General features: G+C 73.0%; 12 protein-coding genes and 1 pseudogene. 10 read left to right on the top strand and 3 right to left on the bottom strand.

Annotated features, from left to right (window positions below; translation table 11 throughout):
- Positions 1–296 precede the first annotated feature (296 nt).
- The 4 genes from ACZ6TU_RS07210 to ACZ6TU_RS07195 all read left to right on the top strand — a co-directional run bounded on the left by ACZ6TU_RS07210 (position 297) and on the right by ACZ6TU_RS07195 (position 5,748).
- Positions 297–1,358: a serine/threonine-protein kinase gene (locus ACZ6TU_RS07210; RefSeq protein WP_467679207.1), complete on the top strand. Its 1,062-nt coding sequence runs from the start codon at positions 297–299 to the stop codon at positions 1,356–1,358.
- A 169-nt stretch (positions 1,359–1,527) separates the two neighbouring features.
- The gene (locus ACZ6TU_RS07205; RefSeq protein ID WP_467679205.1) at positions 1,528–1,818 is read left to right on the top strand and encodes a hypothetical protein; all 291 of its coding nucleotides are present in this window, start codon (positions 1,528–1,530) and stop codon (positions 1,816–1,818) included.
- A gap of 4 nt (positions 1,819–1,822) precedes the next feature.
- Entirely contained in the window at positions 1,823–4,339 is a 2,517-nt protein-coding gene (locus tag ACZ6TU_RS07200; protein WP_469547241.1) for a caspase family protein, read from the top strand.
- Entirely contained in the window at positions 4,339–5,748 is a 1,410-nt protein-coding gene (locus ACZ6TU_RS07195) for an extracellular solute-binding protein (RefSeq protein WP_467679201.1), read from the top strand. Before ACZ6TU_RS07200 ends, ACZ6TU_RS07195 begins: the two co-directional genes overlap by 1 nt.
- Before the next feature lie 396 nt (positions 5,749–6,144).
- Here ACZ6TU_RS07195 and ACZ6TU_RS07190 read toward each other — a convergent pair whose 3' ends face one another.
- Together ACZ6TU_RS07190 and ACZ6TU_RS07185 are read right to left on the bottom strand one after the other, a co-directional pair.
- Complete coding sequence (locus tag ACZ6TU_RS07190) at positions 6,145–8,145, bottom strand: Ig-like domain repeat protein (RefSeq protein WP_469547239.1); 2,001 nt, start codon at positions 8,143–8,145, stop codon at positions 6,145–6,147.
- Positions 8,146–8,289: 144 nt separating this feature from the next.
- Positions 8,290–8,442 (bottom strand): hypothetical protein, encoded by a 153-nt coding sequence (locus ACZ6TU_RS07185; RefSeq protein ID WP_467679197.1) that lies wholly within the window; start codon positions 8,440–8,442, stop codon positions 8,290–8,292.
- A 114-nt stretch (positions 8,443–8,556) separates the two neighbouring features.
- Between ACZ6TU_RS07185 and ACZ6TU_RS07180 the strand changes: the two genes are divergently transcribed.
- From ACZ6TU_RS07180 to ACZ6TU_RS07165, 4 genes are all read left to right on the top strand, one after another.
- Positions 8,557–9,900, top strand: coding sequence for a helix-turn-helix domain-containing protein (locus tag ACZ6TU_RS07180; protein ID WP_467679195.1), 1,344 nt, complete (start codon positions 8,557–8,559; stop codon positions 9,898–9,900).
- 75 nt (positions 9,901–9,975) lie between these two features.
- Positions 9,976–10,983, top strand: a complete 1,008-nt coding sequence (locus ACZ6TU_RS07175; protein WP_467679194.1) for a permease — start codon at positions 9,976–9,978, stop codon at positions 10,981–10,983.
- Complete coding sequence (locus ACZ6TU_RS07170; protein WP_469547380.1) at positions 10,980–11,702, top strand: TIGR03943 family putative permease subunit; 723 nt, start codon at positions 10,980–10,982, stop codon at positions 11,700–11,702. Before ACZ6TU_RS07175 ends, ACZ6TU_RS07170 begins: the two co-directional genes overlap by 4 nt.
- Positions 11,703–11,894: 192 nt before the next feature.
- The gene (locus tag ACZ6TU_RS07165) at positions 11,895–12,686 is read left to right on the top strand and encodes a GAF and ANTAR domain-containing protein (RefSeq protein ID WP_469547236.1); all 792 of its coding nucleotides are present in this window, start codon (positions 11,895–11,897) and stop codon (positions 12,684–12,686) included.
- Positions 12,687–12,946: 260 nt separating this feature from the next.
- Here the strand turns inward: ACZ6TU_RS07165 and ACZ6TU_RS07160 are convergent, their stop codons facing one another.
- On the bottom strand, positions 12,947–13,750 hold the full coding sequence (locus tag ACZ6TU_RS07160) for a hypothetical protein (protein ID WP_469547234.1): 804 nt from the start codon (positions 13,748–13,750) through the stop codon (positions 12,947–12,949).
- Between the two features lie 376 nt (positions 13,751–14,126).
- Here ACZ6TU_RS07160 and thrS point away from each other — a divergent pair.
- Together thrS and ACZ6TU_RS07150 are read left to right on the top strand one after the other, a co-directional pair.
- Positions 14,127–15,362: pseudogene (gene thrS, locus ACZ6TU_RS07155) on the top strand (threonine--tRNA ligase); the annotation flags it as partial.
- Positions 15,363–15,493: 131 nt separating this feature from the next.
- Positions 15,494–16,450, top strand: a complete 957-nt coding sequence (locus ACZ6TU_RS07150) for a nucleoside hydrolase (protein WP_467679188.1) — start codon at positions 15,494–15,496, stop codon at positions 16,448–16,450.
- Positions 16,451–16,487: the final 37 nt, after the last annotated feature.

The raw sequence follows: 16,487 nt of genomic DNA, 5'->3' as shown, positions 1-16,487 counted from the left end.
CCCCGCCTACCAGGGCACACCGGTGGGGACCCGCTGGCAAGTCGGCGGAACGCAGGACGCCGCCCAGGCCGGATGCGGCCCGGGCGGCCCCGTGTTTCGCTGGGAAGGGACGGCACGCCGCGGCACCACGGCGGGCGCCCGGCCGAGGACACCACCGTCCTCGCCGTACGCCGCCGGACCGTCGCCGAGGAGGGGGGCGAAGACCCCTAAGGCGGACGTTTACGGTCCTGAGGCCCACCTTTGCAGCCGCAGCGGTTACGGTGCTGCCGTACGTGATCGACAGGGGGAGGGACGAGATGCCCGGAACCGTGCTGCTGCTGGCGGCCTCGCCGGTGGGCAAGGGGCGCCTGGTGGACGCCGCGTCCGTACTCCCCGTCCTCGCCGCCGTACCGCCCGGCGTGCTGGCCGGGACGGACACCGCGAACGTCGTCGAACTCGCCGACCCGCTGGAGCCGCAGGCCGTCCTCACCCGGCTCCGCGCCGCCGCGGCGGCCCCCGGCCCGCTCACCGTGTACGTAACCGGCCAGCTCCAGCTCGACCGCCGCCAGCGCCTGCCCCACCTGGCGCTGGCCCGCACCACCGCGTCCACGGCCCGCTACACGGCCTTCCCCTGGCACTGGTTCCGGGACGAACTGCGGCTGAGGCCGGCCGGCGCGACGACCCTCCTGCTCGACCTGCACGCGGATGCCGAGACCTGGGAGCTGCTGCGCGGCACCCCGCTGGACTCGGGCCGCGGCAACGCCGTGTACGGCCGTATCGCGCCGTCGCCGTCCAGACGCACGGTCGCGGCACCGGCGTACATGAAGGCCGTCGCGACGATCCTGCGCAGCGGGTTCCGGCCGCCGGTGGAGCAGCTGCACCAGCAGGCGCTGGCCCGGATCGCACCGGAGAGCGCGGGCACGGACATCGTGCTGAGCACGCCGGGCCCGTCGGCCGGTGATCCGCACGCCGCCATCACCGCCGCCGTCCAGTCCGGCCGCCACTCCGACGCCGACGCGCTCGCCGCCCGGCACGAGCAGGCCGCCGTCGCCGCGCACGGACCGGCTTCCGAGGAGGCCCTGCACTGGGCCGAGGTCCGGGCCGACCTGGCGATGTTCGCCGGGGACGCGGGCCGCAGCTGCCACACCTGGCTGACGGTGGCCACCGTCCGCCTGAACGCCGGGCAGGCGCCGGACGCGCCCGCCGTCGAGGCCGCCGTGGACCGGGCCCACCACCAGTGGGGCCAGATCCGCGACACCGCGCGGGCCCGTGAACTGGGCGCGGCGCTCGCGGAGTTGCGGGGCCGGGTCCCCGGGCGGCGCGAGGGGGCGCTCGATCATGTGCAGCGGCAGCTGCGGCAGTTGCAGACCCAACCCTGAACACGCGTGCGCCGTGTACGCCTGGCGTGAAGGGGGCGTGCAATCGCTTTCGCAGTTCGTGTCACAGGTCTGCCGCCGAGGCCTGACCCGGTGTCATGATGTCGGGATGACAGAGGGGGACGAAGTGGCTGTCTTAGGCGTACGTGTCCGGCTGGGCGCCGGCGGGACCGTGGACGATGTCAGAGCCCTGAAGACGTGGCTGGAGCGGGAAGAGCCGCTCGCGGAACTGCTGGCCGAGAAGAAGCTGAGCATCGAGGCGCAGACCAGCACGGACGGGACCAAGGGGCGGCTGGGGCCCGACCTCGAACTCGTCCTCAAACTGCTCGGTGACGTTGTCACGCTCGCGGCACTGACCGAGTACACCGCACGCGCGGTGAAGGCTTGGACGAGCAACCGCCGCAGGCTCCAGGGCGGCGATCCCGAGCCACAGATCCGCCCGGTGGACACCGACGGGGAGTAGGCGGGTGAGCCGCTTCGACCCGCGCGGCGAAGTGAACCGGGCGCTGCTGGTCGGTGTGTCCGAGTACGACCACACGGCACCGGATCCCCAGGGCGTCACCGGCCAGCTCCCCGCCGTGCGGCACAACCGGACGACACTCGAGGACGCGCTGCACCGGAGCGCCGTGTTCGGCGTGCACGAGGTGAGGGCTCTGGCCTCGCCGACGCCCGACGAATTCACAGGGGCACTGCGCCGCGCCTGCCGGGAGGCCAAGGGGCTGCTGCTGCTCTACTTCGCCGGGCACGCCGTCACCTCCACCTCCGGCAACGAGCTGCACCTCCAGATGCGTACCGCCCGGGTGCTCACGGGTGACGGGCTGCCCGGCTCGGTGAGTTTCAGCGAGGTGCTGGGCGAGCTCGTCGAGAGCCGCGCCGAACAGGTGGTGGTGATCCTCGACTGCTGCTACGCGGGCAACGCCGCGGGAATCTGGCACCGCTTCGACGATCCGAAGCGGAAGAAGCACAAGGTCCTGCTGCTGATGAGCGTGCAGCCCAACCACTGCACCCTGGGCGGCGACGCCGACGTCCCGACGCCGTTCACCCGGGAACTCGTGCACGTCCTCGACGAGGGCGGGGAAGTGTGGCTCTCCGAGCTGTACATCACGGTGAAGCAGCGGATGGCCGAGGCGAAGTACAAGGCGGAGGACGACGACTCGCAGCGGCCGCAGGCGCTGGCTCCCCCCTGGGACTCGGAAGCGGACGTGCTGCTGGCGGCGGGCCCGGTGCCCACGCCCCAGCCGCCTCCGCCGCCTCCGCCGCCCCCCTGGCTCGCTCGCATACTCGCCCGCGCCCGGAAAGCCGTCAGCCGGCTCGGCCGCACCGGCCTGGCGGTAGTGCTGGCGGTGCTCGCCACCGGCGCCGGCGGCTACGGCGTCCTGGTCCTGACCGGCGACTCCGGCCCCTGCGGCCCGGCACTGGAGCTGCGTCTCCTCGCCGACCCCGATCTGGAGCAGGCGATGAAGGCGGCCGCGGACGCCTACGTCGCCTCGGACGCCAACACCACGGAGGACGGCTGCCGGCGCAGCGGCGTCACCGTCTACAGCGCCGGTGCCGCCAGTGTGGTGACCGCGCTGGGCAAGCGGACCGACGCCTGGCAGCAGCCGCGCGACGACGACAACCCGCAGCGGGACATCGGCCCGCAGCCGGACGTGTGGATCCCCGGCACCCGCGCGGACGTCCGCCGGGTCACCGCGGACCAGGAGGACCGCGTCTTCGCCCGGCTGTACCCGGACACCGGGCCGTTCGTGTACTCGCCGGTCGTCCTGGCCGTCCCGGAGGGCCTGGACGACGCCGTCAAACCCACCGGGCAGTCGCTGTCGCAGCTGGTCACCGGCCTCGAACAGGCGTCCGGAAAGGCCGAAGTGCACCGCCCCGACCCGGAGTTCGCCGACGCGGCGCTGCTGGCGACGGCGGGCCTGTACGGCGGCGGAGCCGACGCGCGCCGCGCGGAGCGGCTCCTCGCGCGGTCCGGCCGGCCCGAGCCCTCCGCCGCCAGGCTGCTGTGCACGCTGCCCGACGCCGACGCCGTGGACGACCGCAGCGCCGCCCTGGTCCCGGAGTTCCTGCTGCGCAGCGGCGTCGGCTGCCACCCGGTCACGCGCGCGCCACGCTCCGCCGTCTACCCCGACGACGTCCCCGGTCTGGAGCCGACATTCGTGCGGGTGCGCTGGGAGGACGCCGAGCGGGACGCCGACGCGCGGGACACCGAGGTGGAACGCTTCCGCTCCTGGCTGACCGGCGACGAGGGCCTGCGGGTGCTCGGCGAGCAGGGCTTCAGGTCCGCGGACGGCGAGCGACGCCTGCTCGATGCGAAGTCGGCCCGCGAGGGGCTGACCGACGAGGTCCGGCCGGCGGGCTCCGCCGACCCGGCGGAGATGGACAAGGCGCTGGAGCGCTACGGCAACGCGCACGGCCCCGGCCGGGTCCTGTTCCTCCTCGACAGTTCCGGCTCGATGGCCGGTCTGTGGGACGGACCCAGCGGCGGCCCCGGCCTCCTCAAGCAGACCCTGACCGGGCTCGGCGGCGAGGACGAGTACGGGGTGTGGGCCGTGCACGGTCTGAAGGGCGGCACGCACAGCGACCTCCTGCCCTTCGGCACGCACGCCCGCCGGGAGGCCGAGCGGGCCCTGGACGCCGCCCGGGTGCGGGACGCGGAAGCCGACCCGTCCGCCGCCCTGCGGGACGCCCTGGCGTTCATGCGGGAGCGCGGCGCCGGCGACGAGCGGCCGCAGCTGATCGTGTACCTCACCGACGGCGAGGACGACAACCGTCTGACCGGCGACGCACTCAAGCGGGTGGTCGAGCGGGCCCGGACCGCCGGCGTGCCCGTGGCCATGGTGACCCTGAACAGCGGGGCCTGCGACCGGGACCGCCCCGGCACGCAGATCGCGGAGGCCGGCCGGGGCCGCTGCCTGGACGCCGGGGACGACCTCGTGCCCAGCCTGCGCGACGAGGTCGCCCGCACCGGAACGGGGGAGGAATGATGGCCCGACGCCTGACGGCCGCCGCGCTGTCCCTGCTGTCGCTGCTGTCGCTCGCGGCCTGCACCGGCCGTGAGGTGAAGGAGCAGCCGCCGGGCGCCGACCCCTCCCGCCGGATCGTGGTGGCCAGCGGCCAGGACGTCACCGGCAAGAACGGCATCCGCCAGCAGCTCATCGACGCCTGGAACGCCCAGGAGGGCGAGCACGGCTACCGGGCCCGCCTGGTGGAGCTGCCCGGCTCCGCCGACCAGCAGCGCAGCCAGCTGCTCGGCGCCCTCCAGTCCGGCAGCGCCGAGTACGACGTGGTGAACCTGGACGTGACCTGGATCCCGGAGTTCGCCGAGGCCGACCTGATCCGCCCGCTGAGCGACTCGGCCGTCGAGGACCCCGAGGACCTCATCAAGTCCGTGGACAGCACGTCGTACTGGGAGGGCAAGCGATACGCGGTCCCCTTCAACAGCGACGCGGGCCTGCTGTACTACCGCAAGGACCACCTGGTGAAGGCGAGTGCCTCCCGGACCGACCTCGGCGACGACGTCACCTGGGACGAACTGCGGGAACTGCTCGTCCCCCTCGACAGAGCCGGGATCAAGGACCACGAGGCGGTCTGGACCACCCAGCTCGCCGCCTATGAGGGCCGTACCGTCAACGCGATCGAGGCCTTCGCCTCGGCCGTGCCGGGCTTCCGGCTCACCGACGACGACGGCGAGTACGTCGCGACCGGGGAGCAGTTGGCGGCGGGGGTGAGCGAACTGCGGCTGCGCACGGCGTCGCCGTACACCCTCGACGGGACCTCCGAGTCCCGCGAGGCCGAGTCGCTCAGCGCCTTCGCCGAGGGCCGCACGACCTTCCTGCGGCACTGGCCGTACGTCTACCCGGCTCTGCACGAGACCTTCGGGGACAAGCTCGGGGTGGCCCGGCTGCCCGGCAAGTCCGTGCTCGGCGGCCAGAACCTCGCCGTCACGTCCTCCACGTCCGAGCAGCGCGCCGCGAAGGCGGCCGAACTGATCGCGTTCCTCACCGACCCCGACAGCGAACGCTGCCTGCTGCGCGCCGGGTTCGCCGCTACCCGCACCTCGGCCTACCAGGAGGCCGGCACCGCCCCCGGCTGCCGGCATGCCCGCGCGTACGCCGAAGGGCCCTCGGCGTCCCCCACCGGCGAGGGCACGGGCCGCATACCGCCCGACCGGATGGCCGACGGCACCAGCTACTTCCGCGACATCCTGCGCCCCGCCCTGCGTGCGGCGGTACACCGCCCCCGCACACCTCTGTACGGAGCGGTGACCCACACCCTCACCACCGAACTCGACGCCCTGTACGGCCCGCCGCAAGGGCCGGGCGGAAGCCGGCCGGGCGACGCGGAGGTGGCGAAAAGCCTTGACGAGGCGTTGAGGGAAGTTTTGCCCGATTGAATCACCTCCTGGTGATGCGGGGACGTACTTCGTGGACATACGAAGCAAGGGAATGCCCGACCGTGAAGGCGGGGTACCGCGACATCGGGAGGAAGGGCGTGACGTGCAAGTGCATGGCGACCGGGGACTGACCGGCCGTCGCGGCCCGGGCTATGGAGAACGCCTGCTGTTCTCCATAGCGCTGGTCGTGGTGAGCCTGTTGTGGATCACGCAGGACATGGCCGCGTGGGCGACGGCGGCGTGTGCGGTCGGCGCCGCCGGTGGAGCGGTCGGGGTTTGTTACTTCGGCTGGCGTCATGCTCGCGCCCGCGGGATTCACGCTGACTGAATCCACCCCTGGAATTCACTCATTGAATTCCTTGCCTCCGGAGGCCTGCGCCGCCTTCGTGACGTACGTCAGCGCGTGAACACGAAGTACTTCCACCGGCCGTACGTCGTCGTGTTGACGTCGTCGCCCGACATGGGGTCGATGTAGGACGAGCGGATCCGGAAACGCGGACCGACGGGCGGCGTGCCGTCGAGCGTGATCGTGTCCTTGCCGTGGCGGTCGAGGGCGAAGTACTCCGCGGTCGTGGTGCGCCACGCGCCGTCGGCGTAACGCTGGACCTGGAGCTTGTGCTTGCGGCCCGGGTACATCGACATCGTCGTGTTGTGGACCGGGTCCTTGGACTTGCGGAAGTAGAAGTACTTCTGCTTCCAGGCGGTCGCCGACTTGTAGTAGCCGCTCAGGGACGTCGAGATCTTGACCCTGGTGTAGGCCGAGTTGGTGACCGTCTTCGCGGCGTAGCGCGTGTCGCCCTTGAACTTCGCGCTGACCTTCGTGTCACGGGTCAGGTGGATCGTCGCCGAGAGGTCGCCGGCCGAGTTCACCGTGCCCTTCTTCACCAGCGCGTTCGGCTTGTCGGAGCCGTACGGGTCGGCCCAGATCTCGACCGTGCGGTTCTTGTACGTCGTGCCGAGGTGGGCGGTGAAGGTGACGTCACGGCCGTAGTCGTACACCTTGCCGTTGTTGTTCAGCGTCAGCGTGGTCGCCGTCTTCGCCACGGTCGTCGAGCCCGTGGCCGTGGCCCCCGCGTGGTCGGCGTCTCCCGCGTACGTGACCGTGTAGGTCACCTTGCCACCCGCCGGCGGGGTGTCCGTGAAGGAGTACGAGCCGCCGGCGGCGACCGTCGCCGTGCCGAGCGGCTTGCCGGACGGCGACTCGTCGTCGGTGCGGGTGACGGAGACCTTCGTGCCCGCCGGGAACGCCGCCGACGAGGACAGCGTGCCGGTGAGGGTGAGGGACTTGGCACGGGTGGCCGTGGCGGGGACGCTCGCCGTGAGGGTGCTCGACGTCTTGGCCGGGGTGCCGAGGACGCGCAGCGAGTAGACGTTGCTGTCGTTCTTCGAGATCGCGAACAGCTTGCTCTCGTCGGGTGCCCAGGCCAGGCCCGCCGGGGCCAGGGTGTCGGCACCGGTGCTGGTGCCGGTGTTGGGGAAGTCGTACTGCTTCAGCGGTATCGAGGTGCCCGGCTCGAAGACATGGACGTCCGGGTCGTACCAGGAGAACGTGCCCGCCGCGACGTCGCCGTTCGGGGCGATGTCCACCGCGTTCGGGTAGGTGTTGGTGACGTACTTGCCGTCCGCGGACAGGTCCGTGAGCTTGTAGACGGCCTGGTAGTACGGGGCGCCGCTGGCCGTGACGACGTCCTTGCCGTCCGGGGTGACCGCGAGGTCCTGGAGGTTGCCGCCGCCGGTGTTGCCCGGGTCGAAGGCGTAGGCCGTACGGCTCGCCGTGCCGGAGGAGACGTCGTACACGGCGAGTTCGATCGGGCTCTGGCCCGGCGCGCCCGCGGCGAGCGTGCCCGGGGCGCCCGCGGAGGCGTCCAGGATCGGGGCCTCGTAGAAGGTCCGTCCGGTGTCCTGGCCCAGGGTGACGCCCGGGTCGGTGGCGTTCGGGTCGAGCGAGCCTATGTTGCCGTCGCCGGAGTCGCCGTAGCTGAACCACAGCTTGCCGCCCGCCAGGGCCACGTACGCCGGGCCGGCGCCCTGGCCCGTGGACCAGCGGCGGACCTCGGTCGCCGTCGCCGTGTCGATCGCGACGACCGCGGTCGCGTCGTGCACGGCCGCGTACAGGGTGCCCGAGTCGGGCGACAGCTCCAGGCCGTGGACGCCGGGCAGCGAGCCCACGGTGCCGACGACCGTGCCCGCGTAGTCGGTGACGACGACCTGACCGGCCGTCGGATCGCTGATGAAGACGCGGTGGTGGACCCCGTCGACGACCATGTCGCCGGTCGACTTCAGGGGCAGGAGCGCGCTGGAGTCGGCAGCCGCCGACCCGGCGGCTGCCGTGACGAGCGTGACCGAGCCGAAAAGGACCGCGAGCGCCGTCGCGGCCGAGAGAGTGCGTCTGTGCACGGTTTTTCGAACCCCCCGGAACGAAAGTGATCAGCAGGAAGAAGTGATCAGCCTGCGCAGGCTAGAGCACTCCACTGACACAGGGGAACCGGGAATCAAGACGCTGGTGGGAACCGGCAGTCGGGACGCGGCGGGACCGTCGCCTCAGCGGGTGTCCGCGACGGTCGGCGGGCCCTGCCGGGGCTCTTCGGCTCTCGCCGGCCCCGCGTTCGCCGCCAGCACCAGGGTCGCGACGGCGACGACGGCGGCGGCGAAGCCTCTGGCGTACCGCTCGGCGGAGCGTGTGCGTTGGAGCACGGCGACCTCGCAACTGGGGCGGCGACTACGACAGCAGCGTATTAACCACGCTTAACTCTCGGTTTAACCTAGGGGCTGTCCGAGCCGGACGGCAAGTGGGACAGGGGAGTTGGCGTGGGGGAGCGTGACGATCCGGGGACCATCGGGCGCCGGGTGCAGCGGTTACGTGTCGAACGCGGGCTGACACAGCGGCAGTTGGCGGAACCTGTGTACACCCCCGCCTATGTCTCCACCCTGGAGTCGGGCCGGGTGCGGCCCTCGGACGACGCCCTGCGGCATCTCGCCGGGCGGCTCGGTGTCGCCTTCGACGAACTCGCCACCGGGCGTTCGGCGCGGCTCGTGACCGAGCTGCGGCTGCGGCTGACCGAGGCCCAGCGCACCTTCGCCGTCGGGGAGGCGGAGGGGGCGGCGGAGCAGTACGCCGAGCTGCTCGTCGAGGCCGAGACGCACGAGCTGGGCGGGGAACAGGCCGCCGCGCTGCTCGGGCTCGGCGAGTGTGCCCTGGAGACGGGCGAGCTCGTGGCGGGCCGGCAGTACTTCGAGCGGGCCGAGGCCTGCCTCGCCGACGCACCCCTGCCCGCCCGGGTCCCGGCGTTGCGTGGCCGGGCCGTCGCGCACTACCTCGCCGGTGAACTCCGGTACGCCGTCTACCTGCTGGAGACCACCCTTGACGAGCTGAATCGCGGTGGGCTGCACGACCCGGACGCCCTGCTGCTGCTCTACGCCAGCGTCATCGGGCCGTACATGGACATGGGTGCGCACGCCCGCGCCGCCCAGGCCGCCGAGTTCGCCCTGGCACTCGCCCCGCGGTCCGGCGATCCGGCCCTGGTCGCGCGCATGCACCGGTCGGTCGCCCGCACCCTGGTCGCCGAGGGCCGTCTCGCCGAGGCCGACGCCTCGCTGGCCAAGGCGGCCGAGCTGTACCGGGGCCTCCAGATCCGTACCGAACTCGCCAACTGCCACTGGATGCGCGGCTACGTCTACGCCCAGGAAGGCCAACTGGACCGTGCCGAGGGCGAGTTAAGGGAGGCCCTCGGCATGCTGTCGGCCAAGCGTGCCGCCCTCTACAGCAGCCAGGTCGCCGTCGAACTGGCCGACGTGCTGCACCGGCGCGGCAAGTCCGACGAGGCGGCGGCCCTGCTGCACGGAGTCCTCGACGACCTGTCCCCCGAGCGTGGCGCCGTCCACTCCGGCGCGGCGCACCGCCTCCTCGGCATCATCGCCGAGGATGCCCGCCGCACCGAGGACGCCGAGGAGCACTACGTCCGCGCCCTGAGCCTGCTGGAGCGGGCGGGCGCGGCCGGCGACCTGGCCGACCTGTGCCGCCTGCTGGGCGACCTGCTGCGCCGGACCGGGCGGGTGGAGGCGGCCCTGGACGCCTACCGGACGGGTCTCGGGCACCGTACGGCCCCCGGCACCACCACCCTCGGGCCCGCGCCCGCACAGCCTCCTCTCTGAGGAAACAGGGGCCTCGCACAGCCGTGCGGGTTAGCCTCCTCCCCGGGATGTGAACGACCGGGGCGATGGGGGAGCGTGCAGAACCAACGGACGGTGGCCGACGGCATACGGCTGGGCCTGCGGGCCCTCGTGTACGCCGCCCTCGGCGGCGCCGCGCTGATCGCCATCGGGACGGTGGTGTCGGTGCTCGGCCCCATGCTGGCGCTCGATCTCTACACCCCGCCGGTCGCGGCCTGGTGGACGGTGTTCACCGCGATCACCGTCCAGGGCGTCCCCTTCCTGCTGCTGGGCACGGTCGTGTCGGCGGCGATCGGCGCGTTCGTGCCCGAGCGGGTCTTCACCCGGCTCCTGCCTCGCCGTACGGCGCTCGCCGTGCCGGTCGCGGGCGCGGCAGGGGTCGTCCTGCCTGGCTGCGAGTGCGCGTCCGTGCCGGTGGCGGGCAGCCTGATGCGGCGGGGTGTCGCCCCGGCGGCCGCCCTCGCCTTCCTGCTGTCCGCGCCCGCGATCAACCCCGTCGTCCTGGTGGCGACCTCCGTCGCCTTCCCGGGGCAGCCGGAGATGGTCCTCGGCCGGCTGGCCGCCTCGCTCGCCACGGCCGTGGTGATGGGGTGGCTGTGGGCGCGGTTCGGGCGGGAGGAGTGGCTGCGGCCGCCGAAGCGGAACACCGCGCACGAGCCGGGCGGCGGGCCGCGTGCCTTCGTCTCCGGCCTCCAGCACGACTTCCTGCACGCGGGCGGTTTCCTCGTGCTCGGCGCGGCGACCGCGGCGACCTTCGACATCGTCGTACCGAGGTCGCTGCTGGAGGTGTTCACCGGGTCCGCCTGGCTGTCGGTGCTGCTCCTGGCCGTACTGGCGGTCGTGCTGTGCGTGTGCAGTGAGGCCGACGCGTTCGTGGCGGCGTCGCTGAGCGGCTTCTCGCCCACCGCGCGGCTGGCGTTCATGGTGGTCGGGCCGATGGTCGATCTGAAGCTGATCGCGCTCCAGACGGGCACGTTCGGCAGGTCCTTCGCGCTGCGGTTCTCCTCCGTGACCTGGCTGGTGGCCGTCGCGAGCAGCGTCCTGGTGGGGTGGTGGCTGCTGTGAGGCGCTACGGACCGGCCGTACTGCTCGCCCTCGTCGGCGCGGCGATCCTGCGGGTCTCGCTCTTCAGCGACCTGTATCTGCGGTACGTGCAGATCGGGCTGCGGCCGTATCTGGTGGTGTCGGGGGTGGTACTGGTGCTGCTCGCGGTGGTGGTGGCGGTGCTGGTGCGGACGGCGGGGGAGCAGGAGGACCATCACTCCCATCCCGACCACACCCACGGCCCCGCCGGCCCCCGTGTCGCCTGGTTCCTCACTCTCCCCGCCCTGGCCCTGCTGCTCTTCCCGCCGCCCGCCCTCGGCTCCTACAGCGCGGAGCGTGAGGCCGCCCAGCGTGCGGCCCGGGGCGTCGGAACCTTCCCGACGCTGCCGACGGGGAACCCGCTCGACCTCACCCTCGGGGAGTTCGGCTCCCGGGCGGTCTACGACAGCGGCCGTTCCCTGAAGGGACGCACGGTCCGGCTCACCGGCTTCGTCACCCGCGACGCCGACGGCACCTGGTACGTCACCCGTCTCCTCGTCTCCTGCTGCGCCGCCGACGCGACCACCGCCAAGGCCGAGGTGCGCGGCGCCGCCGCCCTGCCCGTCGACACCTGGGTCACGGTCACCGGCACCTGGCACCCGGAGGGCGAGCCGGGCTCGGCCGCCGCCTGGCCGCCGGTCCTCGACGCCACCTCCGTACGGCGGGTACGGCAGCCGGACAACCCGTACGAGAAGCGCTGAGGACCACGCCGCGGCGACGGCCCGGCGCACGGGTTTCGCCCCACCCGCGACGGGTAGTCGGGGCACGATTCCGGGAGGGCTCGGAAGCCGCCGCACACCGGCCGGCCCGGGTGGGGGCGCACCGGCCGCCCCGCCGCCGAGTGGCCGGCCCGGAAAGAGCGTCGATGTGCAGGCGGGTGATCGAAGGAGGCGGTGGCCGTGCGGCCCAGGGACGATCCCCGAGGCGCCCCCGGCGGCGATCCCGGTCCCCGCCGCACCGGGGGCGGTGACCTGGACCTGGACGGGATCCGGGCCGCCGACGTGATCGCCAAAGGCGTGCGCGGCGTCGAGCCCGGAGCGGCCCCGGGCCGGCTGTGCGAGGTGGCGGTCGAGCTGCTGCCGGTGGTCGGCGCGAGTGTGTCGCTGCGCAGTGAGGGCATGCCCGTCCAGCTGAGCGCCAGCAGCGCGCACGCCGCGCACCTGGCGCAGATCCAGGCGACGCTGGGCGACGGCCCCTGCCAGAGCGTGTTGGAGGAGGGGGCGCCGGTGCTCGCCTGCGATCTGACGACCGGCCGTGACGCGGGCCGCTGGCCGGTCTTCGCCCAGCAGGCGACGCAGGCCGGGGTGCGGGCGGTGTACGCGATGCCGCTGGGCAGCGACGCGGTGTGCGTGGGCACCCTCGACCTGTACCGGGACAGGCCCGGCGGGCTCACCGACCGCCAGCTGCACGTGGCCCGGCTCGTGGCCGGTGTCATGACGGTGGCGCTGATGGCACTGCCCCGCGAGACCGAGGCCGAGCCGCGGGACAAGGAACCCTGGCTGAGCGGGCTGGCCGCGGACCACGACGAGGTCTACCAGGCCGTCGGCATGATCATGGCGCAGCTCGCCGTCAGCGCCGACGACGCGCTCGCGCGGCTGCGGGCAGACGCCTTCGCACGCGGCTGCACGGCCCTCGACGTGGCACGTGATGTGATCGCCCACCGCAGGCATTTCGACCGGTACTGAGACCTGGCCGGTGGCGTGGGGGCGGGGTCGAGGCTCGGTTGGTGGTGAGGCGTGAGGGGGCTCGGCTGGTGGTGGGGTCGGTGTCGAGGCCCGGTTGGTGGTGGGGTCGGTGTCGAGATCCGGCCGGTGGTGGGGGCGTTGTCGAGACCCGGTCGGCGGCGTGGGAGCGGTATCGAGACCCGGCCGGTGCGGCGGAGCTGTACCAAGACCCGGACGGTGCGGCGGAGCGTACCGAGCCCGAGACGCTCTGCCGGTGTCCCTCAGATCTCCGCCCGGCCCTGCTTCCTGATCTCCGACAGGCGTTGTGCCCCGAGTTCCGCGGTCTGCCGCGTGACCTCCTCGTACACCTCGCCGAGGCCGGCGTTGGTGAGCGTGATCGCCTCCTCTCCGACCCGCACGGCCGCGAGGTCCATCGTGAGGTACGTCAACTCCCCCTCCTCCGTCTCGCCGGCCAGGGTGACCCGCAGGGCCTGCCGGGCGTCCCCCACCGGCGGCAGCGGCATGTCGCTGACCTGGACGGCCTGGACACCGCCGCGCGTGGTCGCGGCCGTGAACTCGCCGCACTTCTCCGGCAGCGACTTCAGCCAGGCCAGGGTGCGGTCGACGTCCGCCGGGGGATGGGCGGCGACGTGGTAGCGCAACTGGGCGTCGGTGTCGGCGTAGTCGAGCGCGATCGTCGCCTGCGGGCCTGCCGGGGGGCCGAAGAGTTCCTCCGTGTAGAGGGCGTCGAGCAGCCGCTGGCAGTCGGGGCCCTCCGTGGTCGCCTTGAGCAGCCGGTCCCGCCAGGTGCCGGCACCCCGCGTCGGCCCCCACGGCTCGCCCAGATCGGCCGCGGTGATCAGCGCCGCCTGCGCCTGAGCCTCGGTGAGGCCGGCCCCGGAGCTCGCGGGCCGCTCGCCGGCGGGTGACGCGCCGGTGGGGGTGGCGGAGGCGGAGAACCAGCGGGGCCGCGGCTCGTCCTGGAGGGAACAGGCGGCCGTGGCCAGCAGGGCGGTCACGGACAGCGCGGAGGCGAGGAGGGCGCGGGCACCTGAGCCGCGTCGGCCGGCCGGAGGGTGGGGCATCGGAGGGCCTCCTGCGGGGAGTTCATGGAGGTGCCTCGTGACGGGACGGGCGCTCCGAGATCGGGTACGTGCTCTTACGGCACCACCGCGACGGGCGGCACACCAGTGCGACGGGCTGTTCGGGTGAGGGAGGCGTACGCGCTGAGGGCGCCGGCGAGAAAAAGCCGTCGTGCCGCATGCCTCCCTCCTGTTACGGTCACGTCCATGAAGCGCGCCCAGCCGTTCCCGTCTCTCACGACGACGCCGGAGAGTGTCCCGGCGCGCTGACAGCTGACGCAGATGTCCGAAGCCCCGGGGCGAGTGCCCCGGGGCTTCGTCGCGGTGGGGGTACCACCCGGCTCGAGCGGAGCCGAGAGCCGGGGGAGCTCGCCTCAGACCCGAGGAGCCCACCATGCACGACCACCGACGGCTCGGCCGTGAACTGAACCTCTTCGACACCGACCCGCTGATGGGCGCGGGGCTGCCGTACTGGCTGCCCGACGGCGCGATCGTGCGGCACACCCTGGAGGACTACATCCGCGAGGCGGAACAGCGGGCCGGCTACCGGCACGTGTACTCGCCCGTCCTCGGCAAACGTGAGCTGTACGAGATCTCCGGGCACTGGGACCACTACAGCGAGGACATGTTCCCGCCGATGGACCTCGGCTCGGAACAGGTCCTGCTGCGCCCGAGCCTGTGCCCCCACCACGCCCTGATCTACCGCTCCCGCTCGCACAGCTACCGCGAACTCCCCCTACGGATGGCCGAGTTGGGCGGGATGTACCGCTCGGAGCTGTCCGGTGTCCTCGGCGGCCTGACCCGGGTACGGGCCATCGCCCTCAACGACGCGCACATCTTCTGCACCCTGGAGCAGGCCGTCGAGGAGGCGCGTGCCGCGCTGGAGCTGATCGGCCGTACCTACGCGGACCTGGGCATCCGCGCGGTCCGCCACCGTCTCTCCCTCCCCGGCGAGGGCGGCAAGTACGTGGCGGACCCGGACCTGTGGCGGCGGGCCACCGCCCTGCTGCGCGAAGTCCTGGACGGCTCCGGCATCCCCTACGAGGCCGCCGAGGGCGAGGCGGCCTTCTACGGCCCGAAGATCGACGTGCAGATCGCCGACCCCGCCGGGCGGGAGGCCACCCTCTCCACCGTCCAGATCGACTTCCACCAGCCCGAACGCTTCGACCTGCACTACGTCGGCGCCGACGGGGCGAAGCACCGCCCGGTCATGGTGCACCGCAGCGTCATCGGCAGTGTGGAGCGCGCGGTCGCCCACCTCGTCGAGGCCCACGGCGGGGCCTTCCCGCCCTGGCTGGCCCCGGTGCAGCTGGTGGTGCTCCCGGTGGGGGACGAACAGGCGGGCCACGCCCACGAACTCGTGCGCCGCGCCCGTGAACTCGGCCTGCGCGCCGAGGTCTCCGGCCCGGACCAGGGCACCCTCGCCGCCCGCATCCGCGCCGCCCGACTGGCGCCCTACCAGGCGGTGATCGGCGGCCGGGAGGCCGAAGCGGACCAGGTGGCACCGCGCCTGCGGGACGGGCGACGGCTGGACGCGCTGCCGGCCGCCGCGTTCCTGCGGCGTATCGCGGACCGGGTGGCGGCCCGCGGTACCGACCTGTGGGACGCGGCGTAGGAGCGGGTTCGCGGGCCCCCGTCCGTCCGGCGGGGGCCCGTCCCGGATGCGGAGTCGCAGCAGGCCGTAAGGTCGCTCGTGCGGAGCCCGGTTCGGAGCCCAGCGCGGGAACAGTGGAAGGAGCCACCGCCGTGACGGACGGTCAGCGTATTCCGGTGATCATCGACTGCGACACCGGCGTCGACGACGCCCTCGCCCTGCTGTTCGCCGTACGGCACCCGGCGCTCGACGTGCGGGCGATCACCTGCGTGGCCGGGAACACGGACGTGGACGGCGTGGTCCGGAACACCCTGACCGTGCTGGAGGTGGCCGGCGCCGGTGACATTCCCGTCGCCCGGGGCGCCGAGCGTCCGCTGATCGAACCCCTGCGGACGGCGCGGCATGTGCACGGGCAGGACGGGATGGGGGATCTGGGGCTGCCCGCACCGACCCGCGTGCCGGTCGACGTGGACGCGGTGACGCTGCTGCGCCGTGAGATCCTCGCCTCGCCGAGGCCGGTCACGCTCATTCCCATGGCGCCCCTGACGAACATCGCGCTGCTGCTGCGGACGTACCCCGAGGTGACCCGCAACATCGAGCGGATCGTGTTCATGGGCGGTGCGGTGGCGACCGGGAACGCCACGCCGGTCGCGGAGTTCAACGTGTGGCACGACCCGGAGGCGGCCGCGGTCCTGCTCACCGCAGGGGTGCCGATCACGATGTACGGGCTGGACGTGTTCAAGAAGGTCCTGGTGCCCGCGGGAGAGGTGCGGCGGCTGCGGGCGAGCGCGGAGCCCAGTCTGCGGATGGCCGGTGAACTGCTCGCTCACCGGGACCCGGCCACCTCCGGAGATCCCACGCCCATGGGCGGCCTCGGCGACGCGGGGGCGGTCTGCGCGGTCGTCGATCCGAAGGGACTGACCACCGAGCACCTTCCGGTCGAGGTCGTCCTGGCGCCGGGGCCCGCGCGCGGCCAGACGATCGTCGATCGCCGGCCACGGCCCGGAGAGTCCGAGATTCACGAGGGCTTGCGTGAACAGCCGCTGGTGGAGGTGGCGTTGGATGTGGACGTGGAGCGGTACGTGAACCTGTACCTGGAGACGGTGTAGCGCTCGGATCGAGGGCGCCCTGACGGGCCCTGGTGGG

The sequence above is a fragment of the Streptomyces sp. NPDC052064 genome, from assembly GCF_055585925.1.
The sequence above is the reverse complement of the archived record's forward strand: the minus strand, read 5'-3'. Positions and strand labels throughout refer to the sequence as shown.